The 23,477-nt window shown below is 60.0% G+C and carries 24 protein-coding genes; 6 read left to right on the top strand and 18 right to left on the bottom strand.

Features of this window, described 5'->3' with window-relative positions; genetic code table 11:
* The first annotated feature begins 98 nt into the window (after positions 1–98).
* On the top strand, positions 99–611 hold the full coding sequence (locus AC3RLQ_RS17060; RefSeq protein ID WP_493029880.1) for a DUF6702 family protein: 513 nt from the start codon (positions 99–101) through the stop codon (positions 609–611).
* Between the two features lie 401 nt (positions 612–1,012).
* Here AC3RLQ_RS17060 and AC3RLQ_RS17055 read toward each other — a convergent pair whose 3' ends face one another.
* From AC3RLQ_RS17055 to AC3RLQ_RS17035, 5 genes are all read right to left on the bottom strand, one after another.
* Positions 1,013–1,324: a hypothetical protein gene (locus AC3RLQ_RS17055; protein ID WP_493029879.1), complete on the bottom strand. Its 312-nt coding sequence runs from the start codon at positions 1,322–1,324 to the stop codon at positions 1,013–1,015.
* Between the two features lie 23 nt (positions 1,325–1,347).
* Positions 1,348–2,262: a sugar phosphate isomerase/epimerase family protein gene (locus AC3RLQ_RS17050; RefSeq protein WP_493029878.1), complete on the bottom strand. Its 915-nt coding sequence runs from the start codon at positions 2,260–2,262 to the stop codon at positions 1,348–1,350.
* 333 nt (positions 2,263–2,595) lie between these two features.
* Complete coding sequence (locus AC3RLQ_RS17045) at positions 2,596–3,264, bottom strand: ATP-dependent Clp protease proteolytic subunit (RefSeq protein ID WP_422318568.1); 669 nt, start codon at positions 3,262–3,264, stop codon at positions 2,596–2,598.
* An 83-nt stretch (positions 3,265–3,347) separates the two neighbouring features.
* Positions 3,348–3,674 (bottom strand): quaternary ammonium compound efflux SMR transporter SugE, encoded by a 327-nt coding sequence (sugE, locus tag AC3RLQ_RS17040; protein ID WP_493029877.1) that lies wholly within the window; start codon positions 3,672–3,674, stop codon positions 3,348–3,350.
* Between the two features lie 47 nt (positions 3,675–3,721).
* The gene (locus AC3RLQ_RS17035) at positions 3,722–5,677 is read right to left on the bottom strand and encodes a serine/threonine-protein kinase (protein WP_493029876.1); all 1,956 of its coding nucleotides are present in this window, start codon (positions 5,675–5,677) and stop codon (positions 3,722–3,724) included.
* A 142-nt stretch (positions 5,678–5,819) separates the two neighbouring features.
* Between AC3RLQ_RS17035 and AC3RLQ_RS17030 the strand changes: the two genes are divergently transcribed.
* Genes AC3RLQ_RS17030 through AC3RLQ_RS17015 form a run of 4 tightly spaced genes read left to right on the top strand, consistent with a single transcriptional unit; the run spans position 5,820 to position 8,467 of the window.
* Positions 5,820–6,758, top strand: coding sequence for a ribose-phosphate diphosphokinase (locus AC3RLQ_RS17030; RefSeq protein ID WP_395732660.1), 939 nt, complete (start codon positions 5,820–5,822; stop codon positions 6,756–6,758).
* Positions 6,759–6,818: 60 nt separating this feature from the next.
* On the top strand, positions 6,819–7,520 hold the full coding sequence (locus AC3RLQ_RS17025) for a 50S ribosomal protein L25 (RefSeq protein WP_493029875.1): 702 nt from the start codon (positions 6,819–6,821) through the stop codon (positions 7,518–7,520).
* Positions 7,521–7,574: 54 nt separating this feature from the next.
* A complete protein-coding gene (pth, locus tag AC3RLQ_RS17020) occupies positions 7,575–8,156 on the top strand; it encodes an aminoacyl-tRNA hydrolase (RefSeq protein WP_493029874.1) in 582 nt (193 codons plus the stop codon).
* 20 nt (positions 8,157–8,176) lie between these two features.
* Entirely contained in the window at positions 8,177–8,467 is a 291-nt protein-coding gene (locus AC3RLQ_RS17015) for a 30S ribosomal protein S6 (RefSeq protein WP_300932826.1), read from the top strand.
* Between the two features lie 600 nt (positions 8,468–9,067).
* On the opposite strand, the gene AC3RLQ_RS17010 is transcribed toward AC3RLQ_RS17015, so the two are convergent.
* From AC3RLQ_RS17010 to AC3RLQ_RS16955, 12 genes are all read right to left on the bottom strand, one after another.
* The gene (locus tag AC3RLQ_RS17010; RefSeq protein WP_395732656.1) at positions 9,068–10,291 is read right to left on the bottom strand and encodes an aspartate kinase; all 1,224 of its coding nucleotides are present in this window, start codon (positions 10,289–10,291) and stop codon (positions 9,068–9,070) included.
* A gap of 221 nt (positions 10,292–10,512) precedes the next feature.
* Positions 10,513–11,082, bottom strand: coding sequence for a pseudouridine synthase (locus AC3RLQ_RS17005; RefSeq protein WP_493029873.1), 570 nt, complete (start codon positions 11,080–11,082; stop codon positions 10,513–10,515).
* Positions 11,083–11,625: a hypothetical protein gene (locus tag AC3RLQ_RS17000; protein WP_493029872.1), complete on the bottom strand. Its 543-nt coding sequence runs from the start codon at positions 11,623–11,625 to the stop codon at positions 11,083–11,085. It lies immediately after the preceding gene.
* A 9-nt stretch (positions 11,626–11,634) separates the two neighbouring features.
* Positions 11,635–12,294: a lysophospholipid acyltransferase family protein gene (locus AC3RLQ_RS16995; RefSeq protein WP_493029871.1), complete on the bottom strand. Its 660-nt coding sequence runs from the start codon at positions 12,292–12,294 to the stop codon at positions 11,635–11,637.
* Positions 12,295–12,420: 126 nt separating this feature from the next.
* Entirely contained in the window at positions 12,421–12,861 is a 441-nt protein-coding gene (locus tag AC3RLQ_RS16990) for a DUF3592 domain-containing protein (protein ID WP_493029870.1), read from the bottom strand.
* Between the two features lie 79 nt (positions 12,862–12,940).
* A complete protein-coding gene (locus AC3RLQ_RS16985) occupies positions 12,941–14,608 on the bottom strand; it encodes a SpoIIE family protein phosphatase (protein ID WP_493029869.1) in 1,668 nt (555 codons plus the stop codon).
* On the bottom strand, positions 14,601–15,809 hold the full coding sequence (locus tag AC3RLQ_RS16980) for an MlaD family protein (protein WP_493029868.1): 1,209 nt from the start codon (positions 15,807–15,809) through the stop codon (positions 14,601–14,603). The genes AC3RLQ_RS16985 and AC3RLQ_RS16980 overlap by 8 nt, the downstream gene beginning before the upstream one ends.
* Entirely contained in the window at positions 15,806–16,690 is an 885-nt protein-coding gene (locus tag AC3RLQ_RS16975) for an ABC transporter ATP-binding protein (protein ID WP_493029867.1), read from the bottom strand. The genes AC3RLQ_RS16980 and AC3RLQ_RS16975 overlap by 4 nt, the downstream gene beginning before the upstream one ends.
* Before the next feature lie 395 nt (positions 16,691–17,085).
* Positions 17,086–17,832 carry an MlaE family ABC transporter permease gene (locus tag AC3RLQ_RS16970; RefSeq protein ID WP_422323323.1) on the bottom strand — a complete coding sequence of 249 codons (747 nt, stop codon included), beginning with the start codon at positions 17,830–17,832 and terminating at the stop codon, positions 17,086–17,088.
* Positions 17,833–17,849: 17 nt separating this feature from the next.
* On the bottom strand, positions 17,850–18,200 hold the full coding sequence (locus tag AC3RLQ_RS16965) for an STAS domain-containing protein (RefSeq protein ID WP_422323325.1): 351 nt from the start codon (positions 18,198–18,200) through the stop codon (positions 17,850–17,852).
* A 6-nt stretch (positions 18,201–18,206) separates the two neighbouring features.
* Entirely contained in the window at positions 18,207–19,709 is a 1,503-nt protein-coding gene (xylB, locus tag AC3RLQ_RS16960) for a xylulokinase (RefSeq protein ID WP_493029866.1), read from the bottom strand.
* A gap of 117 nt (positions 19,710–19,826) precedes the next feature.
* A complete protein-coding gene (locus tag AC3RLQ_RS16955; protein WP_493029865.1) occupies positions 19,827–21,494 on the bottom strand; it encodes an ABC1 kinase family protein in 1,668 nt (555 codons plus the stop codon).
* Positions 21,495–21,585: 91 nt separating this feature from the next.
* On the opposite strand from AC3RLQ_RS16955, the gene AC3RLQ_RS16950 reads away from it, so the two are divergent.
* Positions 21,586–22,167 carry an NADPH-dependent FMN reductase gene (locus tag AC3RLQ_RS16950; protein WP_493029864.1) on the top strand — a complete coding sequence of 194 codons (582 nt, stop codon included), beginning with the start codon at positions 21,586–21,588 and terminating at the stop codon, positions 22,165–22,167.
* Between the two features lie 321 nt (positions 22,168–22,488).
* On the opposite strand, the gene AC3RLQ_RS16945 is transcribed toward AC3RLQ_RS16950, so the two are convergent.
* Positions 22,489–23,442: a hypothetical protein gene (locus AC3RLQ_RS16945; RefSeq protein WP_493029863.1), complete on the bottom strand. Its 954-nt coding sequence runs from the start codon at positions 23,440–23,442 to the stop codon at positions 22,489–22,491.
* Between the last annotated feature and the right edge of the window lie 35 nt (positions 23,443–23,477).

Here is a 23,477-nt window from a genome sequence, read left to right as displayed (position 1 = left end):
ACGATCTGATTTGCGGTATCGTGCTCGAAATGAGGTGGTTGGCCTGCTGGCGAGGAGGGCTTGCCTGCGAGGATGCCGGGGGCTAAAGTGAAAATTTCATGCGCGTCTTGTGGGTCATTCTTTATTTGCTGGTGGCAACGTGTCTGCTTGCGCATTCGGTGCATACCTCGAATGCGGAGGCGGAGTACAATGCGAAGACGAAGAAGCTGGAGGTGAGTCTCACGGTTTTCGTGAGCGATCTTGAGCTGGCGCTTGTGCGGCAGAGCGAGAAGGAGATGCGAATTGATAAAACGCCTGCGGCGGAGTTTGATGCGCAGATTCAGGCGTATCTGGCCAAGACTTTTGTGGTGACGGATGCGGCGGGGAAGGTGGCAAAGATGGAGTGGGTGGGGAGAGAGATGGAGAAGGAGAGTGAGAAGAGCGGGGATCCGGCGGTGGTGCTGTTTTTTGAGGTGGAGATGCCGGAGGGGGTGCTGGGGGCGATGGTGAGGGATGGGGTGTTTTTGGAGGTGTTTAGGGATCAGGTGAATTTGATGCAACTGATCCATGGCGAGCGGAAAACAGAGATGCGCTTTTGGGGTGACGAGGTGGTGAAGAGGCTTTCGTTTTAATACCATGATCGGTTGAAAACAGGTCTGTCGCTCAGCCGGAGGAGGTCAGTGCAGTCCTGGAGTGTATGCCGCTCTGGCTAGGCGGCGCGCAGTCTGACGCGGAGCCAATGCGCGGCGGAACTGATGGCAGACGCTGCTGGTAATCGTGAGATGTGGCGGAGTGCCCGGTTTGCTTCCCAGCCCTCTACGCCCATACCCAGGGTCGCCTCGCTGAGGCTCGGCTGACCCTGGGCTGAATTCCGCAGCACCTTTGGTGCTGATGGGGAGAGGAACGGGATGGAGAAATGAAGAGCAGCGCGCCGACTGGATCAAACCGGGCTTCAGACTTCATGAAAGTAACCCAAAGATACATTCGATAAGACCCGTTTTAATTGCTCGTGGTATAAAGAGACGGTCTGAAATTAACGAGTGTCTGATTCTTTCTTCCTGGCTTCTGCTTCCGAACGATACATCAATTCATCCCGGGCAAAATCAGCCACAAAACAGGTGTCTTTGATCTCATATCGAATGGTCGCCTTAACTTCGAGGCTGTCAGGTGTGCCGTCTTCTGCTTCGCCATCGGGCTGATAGAGAATTACTTCCATTCCTTCTTCGAGAATCAGTCCGAGAGTATCAAGATCATCCTTTGTTCCCCGGCAAACAAGCGGTGCCGTCCACAGCCCGCCATTTGCTCCGGGGCAGAGCTTGTTAAAATCATGATATATTCTATGCATGGACGGGACAGCCGAAGAAGTGTTTACCCAAAGTACGGCGCGAGGATGTTGCGGGCGACTTTGATGGCTTGCATGCGGCCTTCGAGGGTTTTGCCGAAGGTGTCGTCTTCGACTTCGATGCAGAGGGGGCCGGTGTAGCCGATGCGCATGAGCTCGGCCATGAAGGCGGACCAGTTGATGTCGCCGTAGCCGGGGATGCGGGGTTGGTGCCACTGAAGGGGGAAGTCGAAGCGGCCGACTTCGTTGAGGGCGGCGCGGTTGATTTTGACGTCCTTGGCGTGGACGTGGAAGAGCTTGGATTTGAACTCAGCGAGGGGGCTGAGGGGATCCATGTCCTGGAGGATGAAGTGGGAGGGGTCGTAGTTGAGACCGAAGCTGGGGGAGTCGATGTCGTTGAAGGCGCGGCGCCAGATGGCGGGGGTGGTCATGAGGTTTTTGCCGGCGGGCCATTCGTCGCGGGTGAAGGACATGGGGCAGTTTTCGATGCCGATTTTGATGCCGTGGTCTTCGGCGTACTGGATGATGGGCTGCCAGATTTTGAGGAAGCGGGGCCAGTTTTCATCGACGGTCTTGGTCCAGTCACGACCGACGAAGCCGGTGACGAGGTTCACGCCGAGCTTGGGGGCGGCGGCGATGACTTTTTTGAAATGGGCGACGGCTGCGCGTGAGACGGCGGCATCGGGGTCTAGCATGTTGGGGTAGTAGCCGAGGGCGCTGATGCCGACGCCCTGATCCTGGCAGTGGCCGAGGATTTCCTGGGCCTGGCTTTTGGCCAGGGAGGTGACGTCGATGTGGGTGACGCCGGCGTATTTGCGCTCGGCTTTGCCGACGGGCCAGCACATGACCTCAACGGTGGAGAAGCCTTCGTGGCGGGCGAAGTTGAGGACGTTGTCGAACGAGAGTTCGGGGAGGATGGCGGTGACGAAGCCGAATTTCATGGGGGGAGGATCGAGGATGGGTGGCGAGAAAACGTCCCAGACGGCACTTAATCCAGTGCTATTTCGAGGCGCGGTGCGTTTGCCGCACGCTCAGAGACGGGCGGGCTGACGCCACCCCCATCCCGCGAATGACTTGTGGCCCCTCACCCGACCTCTCTCCGAACGCGCCTTGGGTGTTGCGATATCATCGGCGGGGAGAGGGGATTCGCTTTGGGGCGCGCGACGTTATGAGCCAAGGAGGGGCTGTCGGAAATTTAAAATGCTTCTATTGGGCCTAGTTTTTGGGCACAAAAAAGGGCGGGATGTGAGTCCCGCCCTTTTGGAGTGAATGTGTTACTTGGCTTCGGCAGAGATGTCTTTTTTGCCTTCGAGGACTTTGTCCACGAGGCCGTATTCAGCGGCCTGGGCGGCGGACATGTAGTTGTCGCGGTCGGCGTCGCGCTCGATCTGTTCGACGGACTTGCCGGTGTGGTGGGCGAGGATGCGGTTGAGACGTTTTTTGAGGCCGAACATGTATTCGACGGTGCGCTCGACATCGCTGGCGGTGCCGCGTGCGCCGCCGGAGACCTGGTGGATCATGATGTCGGAGTTTGGCAGGGCGTAGCGCTTGCCCTTGGTGCCTGCGGCGAGGAGGACGGCGCCCATGGAGGCGACGAGGCCGATGCTGTAGGTGCAGACATCGCAGGTGAGGAACTGCATGGTGTCATAGATGGCGAGGCCGGCGGTGACGCTGCCGCCGGGGCTGTTGACGTAGATGTTGATGTCCTTCTTCGGATCCTGCATCTGGAGGAAGAGGAGCTGGGCGATGATGATGGAGGCCATCGTGTCATTGACCTCGCCACCGAGGAAGATGATGCGGTCCTTCAAGAGGCGGGAGTAGATGTCATAGGCGCGCTCGCCACGGCCTTCGGACTCGATGACGGTGGGGACCATGTAACTGGACTTCGGCGCGATGGAGGTGGGGAAATCGGAGGGAAAGTCGGAATATTGGCTGGGGGTCATGGCGGGAATGAAGAGGTGGGGGGGATGATTGTCAACGCGGGACGGAAAAACTGGATGCTGGATGCTGGATGCTGGATGCTGGATCAGGCTTGGGAGGAGGATGCGAGTTTGAGGCCGACGATGCCGGCGACGATGAGCAGAATGCATACGAGGCGCGCGGCGGTGCGGGGTTCATCAAAGATGAAGATGCCGATCAGAGCGGTGCCGACGGCGCCGATACCGGTCCAGATGGCATAGGAGGTGCCGAGGGGCAGGGTGCGCAGGGCGAGGGAGAGAAAGAAGAAGCTGGCGATCATGAGCGCCACTGTGATGAGGCTGGGCCCCAGGCGCGTCCAGCCGGCGGTCTGTTTTAAACCGACGGCCCAGGCAACTTCGAGAAGACCGGCGATGATGAGGTGGAGCCAAGGCATGATGAAAACGAGACTACGCTTCGATGCTTATGTCGAGCGTGCTTTTTTCAGAGCAGCTCCAGGGTGATGTCTTTGAAGGCAATGTTGTGCCAGTCGTGGAGAGGGTCACCGTCGAAGAGAGCGAGTTTGGCTGAACCTGGGGCTGTTTGCGGGGAGATGGAGGCTTTGGAGGACACCTTGGCCGCACGCTGCTTGCGGCGGGTGACGACGTCGTCGCGCTTGGTGCGGACGGCGGCGGCGTCTGAGGTGCGGCCTTGAGCGAGGACTTCCTTTTCCAAAGCATTGAGGACTGCTATGTAGCGATCATAGAGCGGGAGGGAGGAGGCGTCTTTCTGCTGAGCGTAATTCTTTTCCGCGGTGCGGTAGGCGTTGCGCAGAGTGACCACGGACTTGTGCAGACTCGCGGGGTCGATGGAGGGCATGAACTTATGCGTGGTGAAGCGCTGCTTTTCTTCACGCAGGGCGATGGTTTCATCGAGCCGCCCGGCTTTGCTGGCGTCCTGCATCGCGCGATCAAGCGCCGTGACATAACCTGTGCCCAGGGTGTCGAGTTGATCGACATAAGCGGTGTTCACTTCCCGCTCAAAGGCAGTCTGAAACTGGGACTCCAACTGAGCAAGGCGGTAAACGATCGATTCGTTGGCTGTGGCAGGAGGGGGCTGAGTTGGCGTGACTGTGGCAGGGGGAGTGACGGGTGCCATCGCGGGTGGAGTGCTGCTTGTGGGAGCAGGTTTGACCGGCGGCGGAGTGTAGGTGGGTGTGATGGGCTGCGGTTTTGGCGTTGGCTGTGGAGGAGAAGGTGTGGTGGCGATCTTCGGCGTGGGGGCCGGGGGAGGGGGGAGGATGGGCGTCGTTTCGGCAGCCTCGAACGGATTGGGAGGTGTGGCCGGGTGCTGGCGATTGGCGATGAACCAGCCGCCGACGCCGAGCATGAGCAGCGCGGCGAAGACGTAGGGCATCGTCGAGGACGAGGCGGCTTTGGGTGGTGGTGGTTCCTGATAGGGGGCGGGTTTCGGTGCGCTGCGCTGCTGGGTGGAGCCGGGATTGCGTGAGGAGGGGACGATGGTGCGGCCGGGTGTTTGCGGGGGCTGTTTGGGCAGCACTGCGCTGGATTCCTGGCCTGAGATTGCACGAGGCGTGGTCAGAATGATGTCCAGTGCCTGACGGAGTTCGTGGCTGCTTTGATAGCGCTCCTCGCGGTCGTGCTCCAAGGCGCGGCGGATGATGGCGTCGAAGCGGGGATCGATGCTGCGAAATTTCTGCGACGGCATTTTGAACATGCCGCGCGGGATATCTCCGGTGAGCATCTGATACAGCATGACGCCGACGGCGTAGATGTCCGCACGGCCGTCCACATCCGTGCCTAGCATGAGGGCTTCAGGCGCCACGTAGTCGGGCGTGCCCATGGTCATGCCGGTTTGAGTGAGGCCGGAGTTCTGTGCTTTGTCAGAAAGCTTGGCGAGGCCGAAGTCGGCGACTTTGACGCGGCCTTCGATGTCGATGAGGACATTGGAGGGCTTGATGTCACGATGCACGATGCCCTGCTTGTGAGCGTAGCCGAGGGCATCGCACAAATGCGCAGTGATGGCGAGGGCGTGCTCCTGGGGCAGCTTGCCTTCGCGGGCGATCATGCGCTGGACGTCGGTGCCATCGACGTATTCCATGACAAAATAGAGCTGGCCGTCCGAAGTGCGGCCGAAATCATACACGCTGACGATGGCGGGATGATTCATGCGGCCCATGAGGCGGGCTTCGTTTTTGAAGCGCTCGGCAAAGGCAAGATCCTGCCGTTCGATGGCTGGTGGGAGCAGTTTGATGGCGACGGCGCGATCCAGGCTGAGCTGCAGGCCTTTGTAGACGGCACCCATGCCGCCACGGCCGACAAGCATGTGCACCTCATACTGGGGCAGAATTTCCTGCAATTCCGCCGGTGTGGGCGGTTCCCAGCGCCAGCCGCCGCCGGTGGTCTTCGGCGGAGGGATGGGATTGGAGGAATCACTCATGGCAGGGCTAGGGAAGGAGAGGCCGATTTAGCAGCAGATTTACCACCAGAGGTATGAGAAGTTGTCATGAAGCACAAGCATTGAGACGCGGAATGACGCGATGGGTTGATTTCTGTGACAGGCTCGCCTAACTCCGCGCCCCATGAATGAAAGTCTGAAGATCTTAAGCGGCTCCGCCCATCCGACGCTGGCGAAGTCGATTGCCCATAACCTGAACATTGATCTCTGTGCCGCAGAGCTGACGACGTTTCCGGACGGCGAGACTTTCGTGCAAATTCATGAGAACATCCGCGGCGGTGATGTCTTCATTGTGCAGCCCACCTGCCCGCCAACGAACCAGAACCTGATGGAACTGCTCATCATGGTGGATGCCGTGCGTCGTGCGAGCGCCAACCGAATCACCGCTGTGCTGCCGTTTTTTGGCTATGCGCGCCAGGATCGAAAAGACCGCCCGCGGGTGCCGATCACGGCGAAGCTGGTGGCGAACCTGCTGGTGGCCGCCGGGGTGAACCGGGTGCTCACGGTGGATCTGCACGCCGGGCAGATTCAGGGTTTCTTCGATATTCCCGTGGATCATCTGTATGCGGCTCCCGTCTTGATGAAGACCATTCGCGAGCGTGAAATCAGCGATCTCGTGGTGGTCTCCCCTGACGTGGGAGGCATCAAAATGACGCATGCTTTTGCCAAGGCGCTGGGTGCTCCGATGGCGATTGTGGCCAAAAATCGTGTGAGTGCCGAAGAGGTGGAAGCGCATAGCGTCATCGGTGACGTGGCAGGGAAAAATGTTCTTCTGGTGGATGATCTGACTGAAACCGCCGGGACGCTCACTGCGGCCGCCGACCTCCTGCTGAAGCACGGGGCGAAAAAGATTTATGCCGGTGTGTCGCACGCCGTGCTGGGAGAGAAAGGGCGGAATCGCATCGCCAAATCGCCGATTGTCGAGCTGCTGGCCACGAATTCGACCCCGCAGGCGACTGGTGAAAAAGTGACCGCTTTGGACATCGCCCCCCTGCTGGCGCAGGCCATTGCACGCATCCACGGGAACGAGTCTGTCACATCCCTGTTTGACACGCGGGGGTAGGCGTGTATTCTCCGCGCCCTTTTTCCAAAACTTAATCTCCTCCAGTGAGGAACCCCGACCATGGCTAAAATTCTCGATCTCCAGGCAGAAGTCCGCACCCAATCCGGCACCGGCGCCGTCAAACGCATGCGCAAGGCAGGCACCATTCCAGCCGCCCTTTATGGTCGCAAGGTGAAGCCCTCCAGCATCCAGGTGCACGGCAAAACTTTCTCGAAGCTTCTTGAAGGCAGCGCCTCGGACAACATTCTTGTCTCGCTGAAGATCGCCGGAGCCGCCGAAGAGCAGCTCGCGCTGGTGCAGGAAGTGCAGCACGACTACCTCCGCGGTGGCATTCTCCACATTGATTTCCATGCCGTTGCTGCTGATGAAGAAATTCACGCCAACGTGCCTGTGGTCACTGTCGGCGAAGCCAAGGGCGCGAAGCAGGGTGGACTGGTGGAAGCCATCCATCACGAAATCGAAGTCCGCTGCCTGCCGAAGGATCTGCCAGAAAGCATCGAGATCGACGTCACCGGCCTCGAAGTTGGCCAGGGCATTCACGTCCGCGAAATCGCCTTCCCTGCAGGTGTCACCTGCCACCTGGGTGGTGATGTGGTCATCGTCATGTGCGAAGAGCCGAAGGTCGAAGTGGAGCCTGAGCCCACCGCCGCCGCCGCTCCTGCTGCTGGTGCCAAGCCAGCCGCTGGCGCTGCCGCCGCTCCTGCTGCCGGCGCCAAGCCTGCCGCTGGTGCTGCCGCCGCCAAGCCAGCTGCCAAGAAGTAATCTCCGCACCTTTTCCAAGATGTGGCTTCCCGAGCGGAAACAACGAGCAGCGGCGTGAACGCGCCGCGTCTCATTGTGGGTCTCGGCAATCCCGGCGAAACCTACCGAGACACACGCCACAACATCGGATTTATGGTGCTGGACGAAATCGCAAGACGCATGGGAGCCGCTTTCCGCGAGGAAAAGCGGTGGTCAGGTCTTGTGGCGAAATTCACGGGCGGATATCTGCTCAAGCCGCTCACGTTCATGAACGACAGCGGTCGTTCCGTGCAATCGGTGGGGCACTTCTACAAGGCTTCACCCGCGCAAACGCTGGTGGTTTACGACGATGTGGATCTGCCGCTGGGCCGTCTGCGTTTTCGCACCAGCGGCTCTGCTGCAGGCCACAATGGCATCCGTTCCCTCATTTCCTCACTCGGCTCGGACGAATTTCCACGACTGAAAGTCGGCATCGCTCCGGCGGATGGCCGTCCTGCCGGAGAACGCATGGTGGGCCATGTGCTGGGCAAATTCAGCGCCGAAGAGAGGCCTGTGCTGCAAGCTGTCATTCAGCGCGCGGCTGATGCCGTGCTTTCTGCTGTTGATCGCGGCCTGGAAACCGCCATGAATGTCTTCAACCGACAAACCGAATCTTAACCCCCGAAACCACACCACCTATGAACCGCAAATACGAGGCACTCATCGTGCTCGACACCAAAGGCAAAGAAGAAACCGTTGACTCCCTCGTCAGCACCATCAGCAAAGACATGGAAAAGTCCGGTCTGAAGCTTGAGCAGATCGACAACATGGGCAAACGCAAGTTCCCCTTCAACCCACGTCACGTCGAAGGCGGCCACTTCATCAACATCCAGTTCTCCGGTGCTCCTGCCGCTCTGGACAGCCTCCGCGCCAAGCTGAAGCTGAACGAAAACGTGTATCAGCAGTATTACCTGAAGCGCAGCGCGTAGTCCGCCGCGTCGGTGTTTTTTCATCACCCCGGTTTCGCGTTCAGGCGCGAGCCGGGGTTTTGTTTTTTTGGGGGGGGAGCGCAGTGGCGGAGGGCCCCTTTCGCTAGCATGGGATGGCCCCTCACCCTAGCCTTCTCCCCAAAGGACCTCATGGGCCCTGCCATATCTGGAGTGGGGAGAGGGGATCAGCCTTGCGTCCGCGCGATGTTGTTAGGCGGAAGGATGCCAAATCACCTAGAGGCCTTTTGCGAGGGTGGATCCTTGTACGGCTTTTTATATGGAGCGCAGGCGGTGCCGAGAATGGCGCCCGCGAGTGTGCCAAAAATTACAAGGAGCGGCCAGATAAGCGGTCCTCCCGTGTCGCCAGACAACGCAGCCATCACAAACAGCGCCAAGGGAACCAGACATCCGCAACCGAGTGAGCCACGCACGCAGCCAGCGCGACGATTGCGGGGAAGCAGCGAGGGATCAGAGGCTGACTGCGGCGGATGATAAGGATTGAGTTCCTCGCTCATCGCTGGGTGGGACTGCTTCTAAAGCGCCTGCATGGTGGATACCATGGGGCGCTCTGTGGTCGGCAGGTGTGCCTGCGTCATTTCATTACGCGTCCAAGCCAAAGGCGGTGTGGACGACGCGGGCGGCGTTTTCGACTTCGGCTTCGTCAACGATGACGGCGGTCTTGATTTCGCTGGTGGAGATCATCTGGATGTTGATCTTCGCGTCTGCGAGGGCCTTGAACATCTTGGCGGCGACGCCGCTGTGGCTGCGCATGCCGATGCCGACGACGCTGACCTTGGCGATGCTGCTCTGGGTGCGAAGCTGGGCTTTTTCACCGAGGCCGGGGAGTTCGGCCTTGAGCACGGCTTCGGCCTTGGCGAGGTCTGCGCCGCTGAGGGTGAAGGAGATGTCGGTGATGCCGTCGAAGCTGACATTTTGCACGATCATGTCGATCGTGATGTTGGCGGAGGCGATGGCGCCAAAGATGGCGGCGCTGATGCCGGGGCGGTCGGCGACGTCGTCGATGGTGACTTTGGCCTGGTTGCGCTCGAGGCTGACGCCGCGGACGACGACGGACTCCATGCCGGGGGATTCTTCTTTCACGATGGTACCGGGGTTGTTGTTCATGCTGTTGCGCACTTCAAAGCGCACACCAAATTTGTTGGCAAACTCGACGCTGCGGCTCTGCATCACCTTGGAGCCGGAGGAGGCCATTTCGAGCATCTCTTCGTAGCTGATCTCGTTGATCTTCTGGGCGGTCTTCACCACTCGGGGGTCGCAGGTGTAAACGCCGTCCACATCGGTGTAGATCTGGCAGAGGTCGGCCTTGATGGCGGCGGCCATGGCGATGGCGGTCAAGTCGCTGCCGCCACGGCCCAGGGTGGTGATTTCACCGCTGGCGGTTTCGCCCTGGAAACCGGCGAGCATGACGATGTTGCCTTCGTCGAGCATCTTCTTCACGGCATCCGGGGTGATGTTGACGATGCGGGCCTTGGTGTGCACGCCGTCGGTGGAGATGCCTGCCTGCGCGCCGGTGAGGGAGACGGCCTTGCCGCCGAGGGCATTGATGGCCATGGCGGTGAGGGCGATGGTGGTCTGCTCGCCGGTGGCGAGGAGGACGTCCATTTCACGCTCGATGGGTTCGCGCTCTGGGGAGACTTCTTTGGCCAACCGGATCAGGTTGTCTGTGACGCCGGACATGGCGGAGACAACGGCGACGACTTGATTGCCGGCACGCTGGGTTTCCAGAATGCGACGTGCGCAGTTGCGGATACGCTCTGGAGTGCCGACGGAGGTGCCGCCGTATTTCTGGACGATGAGTGCCATGCTTGGGGGTTGGGAAAGGGCGCGGAAAATGGCATGGTGGGGCGGGTGCGCAAGGACGGAGTTTGGGGGAGGGAGGGGAGTTTGCCGTAGTTGGCGGTTGTTTGCGATGGTTGGCGGTTGTTTCCAAAGGGGAGGGGTTTGCGAAGGAGGTGGGTGATGTGGGGGCGCTGATCGACAGACAAGAGTGTCTATCGTACTGCCGGAATGCGCTGCCGAGGGGGCTAGGCGAGGACTTGTTGCTGCTCGCTGGCGCTGAGGGCGCGCCATTTGCCGGGTTCGAGGGCCAGGCGCTCAAGGCTGAGGCTGCCGATGCTGACGCGGATGAGGCGGAGGGTGGGGAAGCCGACGGCGGCGGTCATGCGACGGACCTGGCGATTTTTGCCCTCGGTGAGGGTGAGTTCGAGCCAGGAGGTCGGAATGTTTTTGCGGAAACGGATGGGGGGAGTGCGTGGCGGATGAGCGGGCTCGGTGTCGAGGCGCTGGGCTTTGCAGGGGAGGGAATGGAAGTCTTTGAGGTCGATGCCGGAACGGAGTTTTCTCAACGCTTCGTCGGTGACGGTGCCATCCATCTGGGCGTGGTAGGTGCGGGGATGGGCGTGGCGGGGATTGAGGAGGCGATCATTCCAGCGGGCTTCGTCGCTTAGCAGGAGGAGGCCTTCGGAATCGCGATCCAGCCGGCCGATTGCGTAAACGTCTGGCGGGAAACCGAACTCGGCGAGGGTGCGGTGGGAGGGATGCTCCTGGGTGAACTGGGAGAGGACGTCGAAGGGTTTATAAAAGGCGAGGAGCATTTACTTCGATCTCAGCGTTGCGAGCTGATGCTCAAGTTCGGTGCGGCGCTGTTGGTAGCTGGTCTGTGCCGATTTGTGAGCCTCCCCCTTGAACACGCCCGAGATGCCTGCGAAGAGAGCGAACAGGCCCATGCCAACTGGCACGAAGATGAATATACCCGGCACATCAGGCACTCGCTCCGAACTGGCGAGCGAAGCCATGCTGAAGCACACGGCCGCGAAGAAGATCGTGAACGCGAGGCCAAACCAAGGATTGCCTGGGGGACGTAGTCCCCTGCGGCTGTGTACCATTGAATTCATCTGCTCAATGCCCCATTCACGATCCAATTTCTCGATCTCATTTTGAAGAGCGATGACTTCCAGGCTCTCGGCCATCTTGCCGGTGGTTTCTGCGATCTTGGCGACTTCCTCGGTAAAGATGGAGCTTTCGGTGCGCTTCACCTCCAGGCTGCTCTGGCAGAACTGGCAGGTGACGAAACGGGTGGCGTCGGAGACTTGAAGCGGAGCGCCGCAGTGGTTGCAACGGACGGAGAGCGTTTCCATGCCGCGAGGCTAGCGGGAGGCCTGAAGATTTTCAAGGGTGGTTCCAAAACGCATCACATCTTCTAATGCGAGGCGCTTTTGCTCGAACTCATCCTCTGTCATGCGGCGAGGGATGTGATGGGGTTTGTCGAAGACGAGGGTGACTTTGGAAAAGGGCAGGGGCAGGAGGAATTCATCCCAGGTCTTGAACTGGATGGCGTGGCTGTAGTGCATGTGCACGGGAATGATGGGCACGCCGGTGAGCTGGGCGAGCTTGACGATGCCAGGCTGCACACGGTGCAGGGGGCCGCGCGGGCCATCGGGGGTGATGCCGATCTCGTAGCCTTCACGCGCCTTGGCGGCGAGGGCGATGAGGGCGCTCATGCCTTTCTCGGGCTTGGAGCTGGAGCCGCGCTCGGCCTCGATGCCGAAGCTGGCGCAGACATCGGCGATGATCTGGCCGTCGCCACTTGGGCTGGTGAGAATGGTGCCGGGAACATTGGCGAACCACTCATGGTGCAGCCAGGGGATGAGAAACATGCGGTTGTGCCAGAAGGACCAGATCCAACCTTTGCGGGTGGCATCAAAGACTCCCGCGTCATCCCGCACCTCCCAGCGCAAAGTCGAGCCGATGCAGCGCATGATTCCTGCGATGATCTTGCCTGCGGATTTGATGCGGATTTTAGCCATGAGTGTGAGCGCACTGCATGGCGGTGTTATGATGGATGGTCAAGGTGAGGGATGCCGGATCAGGGCATGAAAAAGGCGGGAGACTTCTCCCGCCGTGGTTGAGTGGCTCAGTCTGGCAGGGCCAGGCTACCACTTGCCCACAAACATGATGCCCATGGTGAGCAAGCCGCCAACGAAGGCACCAATGCCCAGGTTAAAACCCGCCGTGAAGTCCGTGGAACCGCCGACAAGAATGGCGCTGTCCTGAATCGAGGAAGGGAGGTAACGCACCTTGGCCATCGGATCCGTGACAGCGGTATCACTGGCATGGGCGGAGAAATAGTTGGAGGTGACTTTGAAGGTCTGTTTTACAGGGGCGCCGTTTTGCGGGGTGTAGGAAACATCAAACTGGTAGTTGCTGTGCTTTCCTTTGCGCCACTCTCCTCCTTCAATGATGCCGTCCACCGTGACGCCTTCCTTTTCCAGTTTGGCAAGGCGCTCTTTCTCCTGATGGCCATTGTAAGTGAGGAAGGGGCCGGCGATGATTGCAATGGCTGCGAACAGCTTGATTTTGGTGGGCGTTTCCATGTGATTTGGTGGAATTAAGCCGCCGTTTTATCCAAATCACCCGGAAGGTGTCAATACGAATACTCCTAGATTTAAATCCTTAAATGGACTTGACCAACTCAATCACCGACCGGCCTTCTTCGCGGCGGAAATCGACGCGATCGAAAATCTCGCTGATGACATGAAGGCCAAGGCCGCCGATGCGGCATTCGATCGAGGGAGGAGCGACGAGCTTCTGAAAGTCCTCGTTGGTGATGCCTGCGCCGTAATGCTCAATGAGGATGCGAACGGAGTCCGGGCCTGATTCCATGCGGCAGGTGGCGGCACGCTCGGTGCTGGTGGAGCAGTAGGCGTATTTGCAGATGTTGCTCATCACTTCGTCACAGCCGAGAACGAGGAGGCCGGTGAATTCATCATTCAGGCCATGGTAGGCGGACCATGTCTCGATGAACTCACGCACGAGGCGCAGCGTGTCGGGATGGCAGGTGAGAGCGATTTCTTGCGGTGCTGGTGGCGTGTGATCTGTAATCGTCAGGACGGTGGCGTCATCCTGATAGCTGGAGTCGTCGGCGAAAGTGTGCCATTGCTCGACGAGGTGATTTAAGAAGCCCTCGCCGCCATGGGTGTGCTGCATGGCGGCGGCGAAGGCTTTGTCTTCGAAGTATTCGCCGGCGCTGTTCTGTACTTCGAGAATGCCGTCGGTGTAGAGCATCCACTGGCGGCCGGTGCTGAAGGGGAGCGACATCTCCGCATAGCGCGCGGCGCATGAAATGCCGAGCGGCGCATTGCCGGGGGCGGGGACTTCCTTCCAAGCCTTGCCGTCAAACACCTGCGCACCGGGCAGGCCTGCGCAGCAGAGCCAGACACGCCGTGTCTTTGGACAAACGAGCAGGGCATTGATGGCGATGAAGCGGCCTGCTTTCATCACGCCACAAAGGCGTTTGTTCAATGTCGTCATCCATTCGGCGAGATTCATGGAGACGCAGAGATGCGCGGTGGAAGCGATGAGCGTGGTGCCGCGTGCCATGTCGAGAGCTGCGGGCAAGCCCTTGCCGCAGACATCACCGACGCCGAGGAGGATTTTACCATCGTCGATCTGGTGCCAGAAGTAGAAGTCGCCGCCAACTTCGCTGGCGGGCTCGTAGAAGGTCTCGACCGCCACGTCGCCCAGGCGCACCTGGGGCGCGGGAAGGAAGGAGTTTTGGATTTCCGTGGCGAGAGAAAGCTGCTGACGATTTTCGGCTTCCTGAATGGCTTTCTTTTGCGATTCGAGGCGGATGAGTGTGACAGCGATGAGGCTGCCAAAGGTTTCGAATATCTCCACATCCTGCGGGGTGAAGGATGCACCATTGTTTGGATTGATCGCCTGCATCACGCCGAGGGAACGATCCCCATCGAGAAGGGGAATCGTGACCATCGCACGGGTGACGAGGTCGGACTGATCGGAGACTGGGCGAAAGTGACGCGGATCGTTGAGCGCGTCCTCAATGTTGACGACTTTTTGGGTCAAAAAGACATCGCCCGCAATGCCTTTACCTTTGGGGACGCGCACATGCATCGCGTTGATGGGATCAAGCGTGGAGTAGATGCGGAGGTCCTCGCTGGGGCCATCAGGCAGGAGGACGGAACATACCTCGCAGTCCATGACCTCACGCGAGCGCTGCAGGATGTGTCTGGCGAGTTCGACGAGATTTTGAGTGCTGCTCAGGCGGCGTGCGACGTCGAGCAGGACGTTTTGGCGGGAAGTGATGGGCTGTGGATTACTCACGGCGTTTGAAGAGTTCGAGGAGGCCCTTTTTCTTTTCTTCGGGAGTGGCGCTTTCAGGGGGCATGGGAGTGCTGGCGGCAGGTTTGGCTCCAGATTCGAGTTCTTTGATACGCACGGGGTAGGGATCATGGGTGCGGCGCATGTGCTCGATGAGCTGCTCCTTGGTGGGGACGTCATTGGCTTTGCTGCCAAAGATCAGGCGACTGGGTTTTCCGGCGAGGGTGCCGGTGATGTACTCACCCCAGATGACGAGGGCGTTCATCTCTTCCATCAGCGTGTTGATTTTGCGCATGGTGGTGTCGAGGTGCTTTTCCAAGCCGGGGTTTGAGGCCGTGCCACTCCCCGCGAGCAGGCGGTGGAGATCGGTGGTAATTTCTTCGACGCGTGCTTTCAGGCCGGGCTTGCCGTCCGTGCCTGCAAAGGTCTGATTGAGCTCTTTGGAAAAACTTTCGAGATTGGCGAGGATGGCGTCTGCACGAGGGGCGAGGCCTTTGTCTGCAGCGCCCTTGGGCCCTTTGACGAGTTCCTGAATGCCCGTGGCGGTGTCTTCGAGCTTGTCGGCCACGGCATTGATCTTTTGACCGAAGCCGGGTGTTTTGCCGTCGCCGGTGAAGGTGATTTTCAGCTCTTGGGTGAAGGCCTCGATGTTGGCCAGGGAGTCAGTGATTTTTTTGGAGGCATCGCCTTTGCCGAGAGGATCGGTGATCTTTTTGAGATCGGCGGTGATGTCACGGATGTTGGCGAAGATGGCATCCCCGCCGGGGATCATCATTTCCAGCAGGCTGCCGAGGCTGGTGGAGGTGAGCCGCGCGCCATCAGCCAGGAGGCCGTCTTCGTCATCGAGGCGGATGAGCGCGATGTGTTTTTCGCCGAGCACCGACTCCGCACTGATGATGACCTTCAGCCTGGAGGGGATGGGGGCGGGAGAGAAGACCTCGATGTGGACGCGGACGGTGTTGCTCTCAAGGATGCGATCTGCGGGCGCGAGGTGCTCGATGCGATCAACCACACCGATGTGGTCTCCGGCGAAGAGCACGCTGGTATTGCGGTGGATGCCGGTGATGTCGGCAAAATCCACGGAGAAGCGCAGATACGGTTTGCGCCAGGGATCGCCTGAGATGGCGAAGATGAGCGCGCCGAGCAGCATCAGGGAGCAGAGAATGACCAGGGTCGCCACGGTGGCATCTTGCTTGTTTTTCATGGCTTGGAGGAATGAATGGCTGAGCGTGAATACGTGCCGGTTTCGTTGAGGCCCAGAAGTGTTTCGCGGTAAAGCACTTCGCCGGAGTCGTCGCTGCCATCGCCCTGCGGATCACCGTTGATGAACTGCTGGACGGCGGGGTGGGGATGCGCGCGGATTTCTGCGGGCGTGCCGGCGGCGATGATCCTGCCCTGATTCGGGCCGGTGCCGAGCATGATGATGCGTGTGCCGATGCGGAAGACGCTGTTCATGTCATGCGTGACGACCACAACGGTGGCGCCGATCTTTTGGGTGAGGCGCTGCGTGAGTTCATCGACCACGGCGGTCATGATGGGATCGAGTCCGGCGGTGGGTTCGTCGCTGAAGACGAGAGGCGGATCCAAGGCGAGAGCGCGGGCAAGTGCTGCGCGCTTCTTCATGCCGCCGCTGATCTCGGAAGGTTTTTTGTGGCCGTGGCCGGTGAGGCCGACCTGCTCGAGTTTCATTTTGACAACGGTGTCGATCAGGCCGGTGTCGAGCTGAGTGTGCTCATTCAAGGGGAGGGCCACGTTTTCCGCGACGGTGAGGGATTGCAGCAAGGCGCCGGATTGAAAGAGCATGCCGTAGCGGCCGCGCAGCTTGCGCATGGCATCCTCATTCATGGTGGTGATCTCCTGGCCGAAAATCTTGATGCTGCCGGAGCTGGGTTTTTCGGTGCCGATGAGGTGGCGGAGCAGGGTGCTTTTGCCGCAGCCGCTGCCGCCCATGATGACGAAGGTGTCGCCTTCATAGACCTTGAAGCTCACGCCGTTCAGGACTTTCTGGGATCCAAAATGGCGCACGAGCGAATCGACCTCGATGATCGGTTCGCGGGTGGGCTGGTCTGGTGAGGAGTCTGTCATGAATGACGTTTAGTTAACGGCGATTAGCGGAGGGGTTGGGAGAATATTGGAGCGCTGTGTGATTGCGGAGCGAATGCGCGGCGGGGCTCCATGCAGACGCTGCTGGTGGGCGAGAGATGTGGCGGAGTGCTGGGTTTGCTTTCCGGATGGGACGGCCATACCCAGGGTCGCCTCGCTGAGGCTCGGCTGACCCTGGGCTATGTTCCGCAGCCCCTTTGGGGCTGGTGGAGTGAGGTGAGCGGAGGGCCAATAGAGGCGATGGTCTTGCTCAGTGGTGAGCCGTGGGTGGAAGGCCAACGGAGTCCGTGAGAGGGTCGGCGGCTTGACGCGACTCAGCGACAAGTTCCAAAAATGAATGGAACACCGCTTTAACTGAGAGGTGTGCGAGTCAGGCATCAGAAGAAGAACAGGGCGGTGAGCAGGGCGTTGGCGATGAAGACGCTGAGCAAGGAGACAACGACGGAGCGGGTGGTGGCGAGGCCGACGCCTTCGGCACCGCCGGAGACATTCAAGCCGATGCTGCAGGCGATAGTGACGATGAGCACGCCGAAGACACCGCTTTTGAGGAGGCCGATGCCGATGTCACTCAACGCGACATGCTGCAGCGCGTGAGTGACGAAGAAGGCGGTGGACATGTGCAGGGAGAAATGGCCGATGAGCCAGCCACCGGCGAGGCCGACGTAGATGCTGAACACGGTGAGAAGTGGCAGCATGATGACCATGGCGAGAAAGCGCGGGACGATGAGCCATGACATGGGGGGAATCGCCATGACTTCGAGGGCTTCGATTTCTTCCGAGACTTTCATGGTGCCGAGCTCTGCCGTGACGGAGGAACCGCTGCGGCCGATGACGATGACTGCGGTGACCAGCGGTGCGAGTTCACGAATGAGGCTGGAGGAGACGAGGCCGGGGACAAAGGCGGTGGCACCGAGCTTCGCGAGCTGGGCTGCGGACTGCATGGCGAGCACGACGCCGATGGTCAGAGCGGTGAGTGCCGACATGGGCACGGCATGAACTCCGATGCGCACGATTTGAGCAAAGGTGTGGCCGATGCGCCAGCCTCTGCCGCGAAAGGGAGCGACGAAGAGCCAGTAGAGCAGGCTTCCGCACAGTTCGAAGTATTGGCGGAATGCTTCGGTCATGGGCGGAGCTGAAAGGACTAACGTTTGCTGGTCAGGTCGGGGGCATTCAAAGCTGCTTCAACCGTGGGCAGATGGGTGATGAAGTCGCCGAGACGCACGATTTTGAACGAGGCATCCACGCGGCCCTGAATACCCGCGAGCGCAAATTCCGTGCCCGCGCCGCTGGCGTGTTGAAAGTATTCAACCACGACAGCCCAGACGGGGGTGTTGACGAAGGTCACCTTGGTGAAGTCGATGATGAGGCGTTTGACGCCGGCCTTCATCTGCTCGCGCACGACTTTTTGGAATTCGGGCACGGTCGCCAGATCGGCATCGCCTTCGAGTTCGATGACGACGGCGTTGGGGTGGGTGCGAACGGTTGGTTTCATGAGGGTTCAGAGCCAGCCGGTTTGATTGAGACGGCCGGTGAGTTCCATCTGCCGTTCCAATTGAGCGGCATAGAGCGCGGCATTTTCGGCATTGGGTTTGCAGCGGGTGGATTCGTCGAGCGTGACAAGCCGGGCGCAGAGCTGCTCGTAGCTCACGCGTTCAGTGCCGCCCTGATTGGCGTGGGCATAGGCGGCCTGGATGGCTCCGCCGAGTGCGGCACCTTCGCTGGTGCTGAGCGTGACGACTTCGGCATTGAAGCAGTCGGCGGCGATCTGACGCCAGACGCTGCTCTTGCTGCCGCCGCCGGTGAGGCGAATTTCGGTCGGGTTCATGCCGAGATCACGGAAGCGTTTCAAACCGTAGGCAAGACCGAGCGTGGCACCTTCCACGGCAGCGCGCGCGAGATTGGCCGGGGCCATGTTGGTGGGGCGGAGGCCGTGGATAACACCTGTGCCGTTTGGCAGGTTCGGGGTGCGTTCGCCATTGAGGTAGGGCAGGAACATCACGCCGTCCGCACCGACGGGAGCGGTTTTCACGGCGGCTTCGAGCTGGCGCAAATCCCAGCGGAACATCTCGCGCACCTGTTCGGTGACGACGGTGACGTTCATGGTGCAGACAAGCGGCAGCCATTGATCGGTGCTGTCACAGAACGCGGCGACTTCACCCTGGCCATCGACCACGGGAGAGCCGGCCACGCCGTAGAGTGTGCCGCTGGTGCCAAAGCTTGCAGTGACGACGCCGGGCTTGATGTTGCCGGTGCCGATGGCTCCCATCATGTTGTCACCGCCGCCGGCGCTGATGATTACATCGAAGTTCAGGCCCCATTTGACGGCGAGGTCTTTGCGGATGGTGCCGTGCACGGATTTGGAAGAACCGAGCGGAGGCAGCATGGCACGCACGCTGGGATCAATGTAATCGCAGATTTCGTAGGCCCACTCGCGGGTGTTCACATTGAGGATGCCCATGCCGGAGGCGTCGCCGTATTCCATGCGCTTCACGCCGCTGAGCCAGAAGTTGATGTAATCGTGAGGGAGCAGAATGGTTTTCGTCTTGGCGAAGTTCTCGGGCTCGTTTTGCTTCAGCCAGAGCAGCTTGGGAATGGTGTAGCCGGGCAGCATGGCATTGCCCGCGACGGCGATGACGCCGGGCTGGCCGCCGAAATGATGGGCGATCTCCGCACACTGGGCCTGGGTGGAGGTATCGCACCAGAGCTTGGCATGGCGGACGGGTTTGTCGTCTGCGCCGAGAGCCACGAGGCCGTGCTGCTGGCCGCTGACGCCGATGCCGGCGATTTTGGCCTTGTCCTTGCCGAGTTGTTCGAGGCACTGCTGCACGGAGGCATCCATTGCATCCAGCCATGACTGCGGGTCCTGCTCAAGATGGCCTGGCGGCAGGCCCTCAATCAATTCATAGGAGCTGTGGCCGGTGGCCAGGATTTTGCCCGAGTCGAGGTCGAGTACGATGGCCTTAGTGCTCTGCGTGCCGCTGTCGATGCCGAGGAAATACATGAATGGAAGGATGGTTGGGGTCGGCGAAAGGTTTACGGTGGGAAGGGAGGGCTGGTCAAGAGGTCAAGCGTTTAAGAATCGGTCATAATTCGTGCAGATTCAGTCATGCAAGGGAAGTCAATCCTTCGACTGAATGTTCCCTGATTTCTTGATGGCGCGCATGAGCCGCCAGCCGAAGAAGAGAGAGACCGCATAACCCAGAGCGCCGAAGATGGAAACATCGTAGACCAACGGGGCGGCCTGGCGGCTCCAGAGCTCACTGGAGCCGAGAAAGATCGCGGCGGTGAGGATGCCGAGGACGAGGCGATTGACGATTGGGTCGAGGTGGCGGTGATCGATGTGCACCGTGAATGAGCCGTCGCGGAAACGGGCGAGCATGTCGGTGATGTCGCGAGGCAGTGCGGTGAGGAGACGATTCCACACGCGGAAGGAGCGCCGGGCGCGTTTGGCGATGCGGCCGGGCGAGAACCGGCGCAACATGAGGCGCGTGCAGTAGGGCTGCATCAGCTCGGCCAGGCTCACGTCCGGACTGAAGCGGCGCGAGGTGCCTTCCAGCACGATGAGGGTCTTCAGCAGCATGGCGAGTGACGGAGGCAGCACGATGTGGTGACTGCGGATGATTTCGACGAGGCTGCTCAAGGCCGCGCCGACGTGGATCTCATTGAGCGGATGGCCGGTGTAATCGGCCATGAACTCCTGCAAATCAGCACGCAGCTTTTCGCGTGAACAATCGGCCGGCACTGCGCCCAGGCGCAATACTTGCTCGGCCACGAGTTCGGAATCGTTTTCGACGATGCCGAGGAGCAGGGCCTCGACTTCATCGCGCAGATCTTCATCGATGCGGCCGACCATGCCGCAGTCGATGACACCGACGATGTTGCCGGGGAGCAGGATGAGATTTCCGGGATGAGGATCGGCGTGGTAGAAGCCGTCGCGGAAGACCATTTCGAGATACATGTTTGCGCCGCGTTTGGCGAACTCGCCGAGATCGACGCCGGACTGTTGCAGCGCTTCGATGTCGGTGCCGATGATGCCCTCCAGGCGCTGCATGGTGACAACTTGATGAGAGCAGAGTTCGTTGAAGAGCTCGGGGATGCAGACGGTCGGGTCGTCGGCGAAGTTGCGGGCAAATTCCTCCTGATTCTGCCGCTCATAGGTGAGATCGAGCTCGCGCAGAAGGGTGCGGCGGAACTGGCGCACGACAGCCAGCGGCTGGTAGGAGCGCAGGGCGGGCGAATGCTGTTCCAGGAGTTCGGCGAGCGCCTGCACGATCTCGACATCCGTGGCGGCCTGTTCGGCCACGCCTGCACGGCGCACTTTGACGACGACGCTATGACCGGTGTGAAGCCGGGCGGCGTGGACCTGGGCGACGGAGGCGGCGGCGAGAGGGGTGTCTTCAAAGCTGGCAAAGAGCTGCTCGATCGGCAGGCCGAGTTCGGCTTCAATCGTCGCACGGGCCACGGAGGAGGGGTCCGGTGGCACGTTGGCTTGCAGCTGGGAGAGCTCCTCGGTGAGTTCAGGGCCGAGCAGGTCGGCGCGAGTGCTGAGCATCTGGCCGAGCTTGATGAAGGTGGTGCCCAGCTCCGTGAGGGCCATGCGCACACGCGCTGCCTGCGTCACGCCGATGGTAATCGACTGGCCATCAGCGCTTTTGAGGCGATCCTGCAGCCAGGCGTATTTGAAGCCGCCAAACAAATCCGCCAGACCATACTTGCCGAGCACGGCGGCGATTTCCGCGATGCGCTTGGCATAGCGTTCGAGACGGGCGAGGGCATCAATCTTCATTCTAATACAACCTCCACACGAATAAGGGGTCTGACAATGCGGAATGCTCACTCTTGGCTGGCGGTTTTGGCAGGCTTAGGTATCCATGGGCATGAGCACTCCCAAAATTCTCGCCTTTGCGGGCAGCACCCGCAGCGCGTCGTATAACAAGCAGCTTGTGCGTTTTGCGGCGGAGGCTGCACGTGCCGCCGGGGCCGAAGTGACGCTGGTGGATCTGCGCGACTACCCGCTGCCATTGTTTGACGGAGATCTGGAAGAGCAGCAGGGGCTGCCTGAGAACGCGAAAAAGTTGAAGGCTATCTTTCTTGCACACGATGCCCTGCTGATTTCTTCACCGGAGTACAACAGTTCCATCACCGCCGTGCTGAAGAACACCCTGGACTGGGTTTCCCGTGGTGAGACGGATGACGAGCCCGCGCTTGCGGCCTATCGTGGCAAAACGGCTGCTTTGATCAGTGCCTCGCCAGGTGCGCTAGGCGGATTGAGGGGGCTGGTGCATCTGCGTGCGATTCTGGGCAACATCGGCGTCATTGTTCTGCCAGATCAGGTGGCTGTGTCCAAGGCCTATGAAGCCTTTGATGAAAAGGGCGGGCTCAAGGATGAACGCACGGCCAAGCAGGTGACAAAGGTGGCGCAGGGGCTGGTTGAGTTTTTGAAGAAGCACGTGGCTTGAAGGGCGCGCAGGCAAAGGCGTTGATCGTGAGTTTTGGAGCTGGCGGCACGCTGACCGCGCGGCGGAGCTCTTTGCAGACGCTGCTGGTGGGCGTTGTATGTGGCGAAGGCGTTGGGTTTGCTTCCCGGTCGGTGCGTGCTGACCCAGGGAAGCACTCGCCAAGGCTCGGCATCCCTGGGCTATATTACGCAGCCCTTTCAGGGCTGGTGTGGGCGCGGGTGGAGTGGGGGAAGAGACAGGTGTTCTTGCATTAAAGCGCCGAGTGACTGGAGGCACGGACCGACGGCAACTTGTCTTAACTGAGTGCCATTCATGCCTGGGCTACCAGTCAAAAAACAGCCGCGCATAGACGGTGCCGGAGCAGACCCTATAACTGGAATCCTCCTGGGTGGAGGAGGACTTGGTGTAACTGCCGATCACGTCCAAGGCGAGGTGTTTCAGCGGCTGCCAGGTCACGGTCATGGTGGGGGGCCAAAGGGTGTCGGTGCGGACGACATGGATGAACTGTTCGATGGAGTACTGCACCGAGGGTGTGAGGTAAAGCCTGTGTCCTTTGAAAGGCACAAAGGTTACGCCCAGGTTGAAATTGTGCTTGTGCCTGTTGGGCACGAAATCGGTGGGGCTGCCGTTGTTCTGATAGAAGTACTCATAGCTCCAGGAGGGAGTGAACCATGGCCGGCAGAGCCAGGAAAACTCCGCTGCTGCCCTATAGGTGTAAGAGTCCAGCGTGCGTGCTCCGGTTGCGCGGTTGAACAGGCGTGAAAACTCCCAGCTCAGGGGCAGATTCATGTCCAGCTTCTTATCGAAGAAGGTGCGGTCATAGCTGAGCATCTGCTGAAAGGTGCTGGAGGTGAAATCCTCCACGGCATTGTCTGCCCTGCCGTAGTAGAACCACGATTCATCAAAGCTGTTGGACAGCGTCCAGTGTTCACCGAAGTCCGCTTCGATGGAGATGCCGGCAAACTGGGCGTACTGCGTGTCCGACTGCGCATCCTCCTGGGTGTTGAAGACGTTGTTTGTCACTGAGAACATGGAACTCGTGCGGAGCTGCATGGAGAGAATCTGGCTGAGTTTTTCATACCATCCCATGCCAGCGGAGGCGGCCATCGACTGAACATCCTCCTGATCTCCGGCCATACCAGACCGATGGAAATTGAGCCGGGGCAGCAGGCGGAGACGTGACTGGATGATGTTGGAGCGGTGCGGACGAGTGGCCGCTTCCAGGAGGTTTGTCAGGGCGGCCAGCGACAGAAGAATGATGACCTGGGTGCGCATTCTTAAAATCAGCTGACCTGAGGTTCGGATGTAGG

It is taken from the genome of Prosthecobacter sp. GW821-HT29F12, assembly GCF_058803405.1.
Note: the sequence above shows the minus strand (reverse complement) of the source record. Positions and strands in the feature narration are given on the sequence as shown.

Excerpts from the sequence above, each read along its gene's own strand:
- AC3RLQ_RS17060 (WP_493029880.1), top strand. The coding sequence starts at position 99 with ATGCGCGTCTTGTGGGTCATTCTTTATTTGCTGGTGGCAACGTGTCTG.
- AC3RLQ_RS17055 (WP_493029879.1), bottom strand. The coding sequence starts at position 1,324 with ATGCATAGAATATATCATGATTTTAACAAGCTCTGCCCCGGAGCAAAT.
- AC3RLQ_RS17050 (WP_493029878.1), bottom strand. The coding sequence starts at position 2,262 with ATGAAATTCGGCTTCGTCACCGCCATCCTCCCCGAACTCTCGTTCGAC.
- AC3RLQ_RS17045 (WP_422318568.1), bottom strand. The coding sequence starts at position 3,264 with ATGACCCCCAGCCAATATTCCGACTTTCCCTCCGATTTCCCCACCTCC.
- sugE (WP_493029877.1), bottom strand. The coding sequence starts at position 3,674 with ATGCCTTGGCTCCACCTCATCATCGCCGGTCTTCTCGAAGTTGCCTGG.
- AC3RLQ_RS17035 (WP_493029876.1), bottom strand. The coding sequence starts at position 5,677 with ATGAGTGATTCCTCCAATCCCATCCCTCCGCCGAAGACCACCGGCGGC.
- AC3RLQ_RS17030 (WP_395732660.1), top strand. The coding sequence starts at position 5,820 with ATGAATGAAAGTCTGAAGATCTTAAGCGGCTCCGCCCATCCGACGCTG.
- AC3RLQ_RS17025 (WP_493029875.1), top strand. The coding sequence starts at position 6,819 with ATGGCTAAAATTCTCGATCTCCAGGCAGAAGTCCGCACCCAATCCGGC.
- AC3RLQ_RS17015 (WP_300932826.1), top strand. The coding sequence starts at position 8,177 with ATGAACCGCAAATACGAGGCACTCATCGTGCTCGACACCAAAGGCAAA.
- AC3RLQ_RS17010 (WP_395732656.1), bottom strand. The coding sequence starts at position 10,291 with ATGGCACTCATCGTCCAGAAATACGGCGGCACCTCCGTCGGCACTCCA.
- AC3RLQ_RS17005 (WP_493029873.1), bottom strand. The coding sequence starts at position 11,082 with ATGCTCCTCGCCTTTTATAAACCCTTCGACGTCCTCTCCCAGTTCACC.
- AC3RLQ_RS17000 (WP_493029872.1), bottom strand. The coding sequence starts at position 11,625 with ATGGAAACGCTCTCCGTCCGTTGCAACCACTGCGGCGCTCCGCTTCAA.
- AC3RLQ_RS16995 (WP_493029871.1), bottom strand. The coding sequence starts at position 12,294 with ATGGCTAAAATCCGCATCAAATCCGCAGGCAAGATCATCGCAGGAATC.
- AC3RLQ_RS16990 (WP_493029870.1), bottom strand. The coding sequence starts at position 12,861 with ATGGAAACGCCCACCAAAATCAAGCTGTTCGCAGCCATTGCAATCATC.
- AC3RLQ_RS16980 (WP_493029868.1), bottom strand. The coding sequence starts at position 15,809 with ATGAAAAACAAGCAAGATGCCACCGTGGCGACCCTGGTCATTCTCTGC.
- AC3RLQ_RS16975 (WP_493029867.1), bottom strand. The coding sequence starts at position 16,690 with ATGACAGACTCCTCACCAGACCAGCCCACCCGCGAACCGATCATCGAG.
- AC3RLQ_RS16970 (WP_422323323.1), bottom strand. The coding sequence starts at position 17,832 with ATGACCGAAGCATTCCGCCAATACTTCGAACTGTGCGGAAGCCTGCTC.
- AC3RLQ_RS16965 (WP_422323325.1), bottom strand. The coding sequence starts at position 18,200 with ATGAAACCAACCGTTCGCACCCACCCCAACGCCGTCGTCATCGAACTC.
- xylB (WP_493029866.1), bottom strand. The coding sequence starts at position 19,709 with ATGTATTTCCTCGGCATCGACAGCGGCACGCAGAGCACTAAGGCCATC.
- AC3RLQ_RS16955 (WP_493029865.1), bottom strand. The coding sequence starts at position 21,494 with ATGAAGATTGATGCCCTCGCCCGTCTCGAACGCTATGCCAAGCGCATC.
- AC3RLQ_RS16950 (WP_493029864.1), top strand. The coding sequence starts at position 21,586 with ATGAGCACTCCCAAAATTCTCGCCTTTGCGGGCAGCACCCGCAGCGCG.
- AC3RLQ_RS16945 (WP_493029863.1), bottom strand. The coding sequence starts at position 23,442 with ATGCGCACCCAGGTCATCATTCTTCTGTCGCTGGCCGCCCTGACAAAC.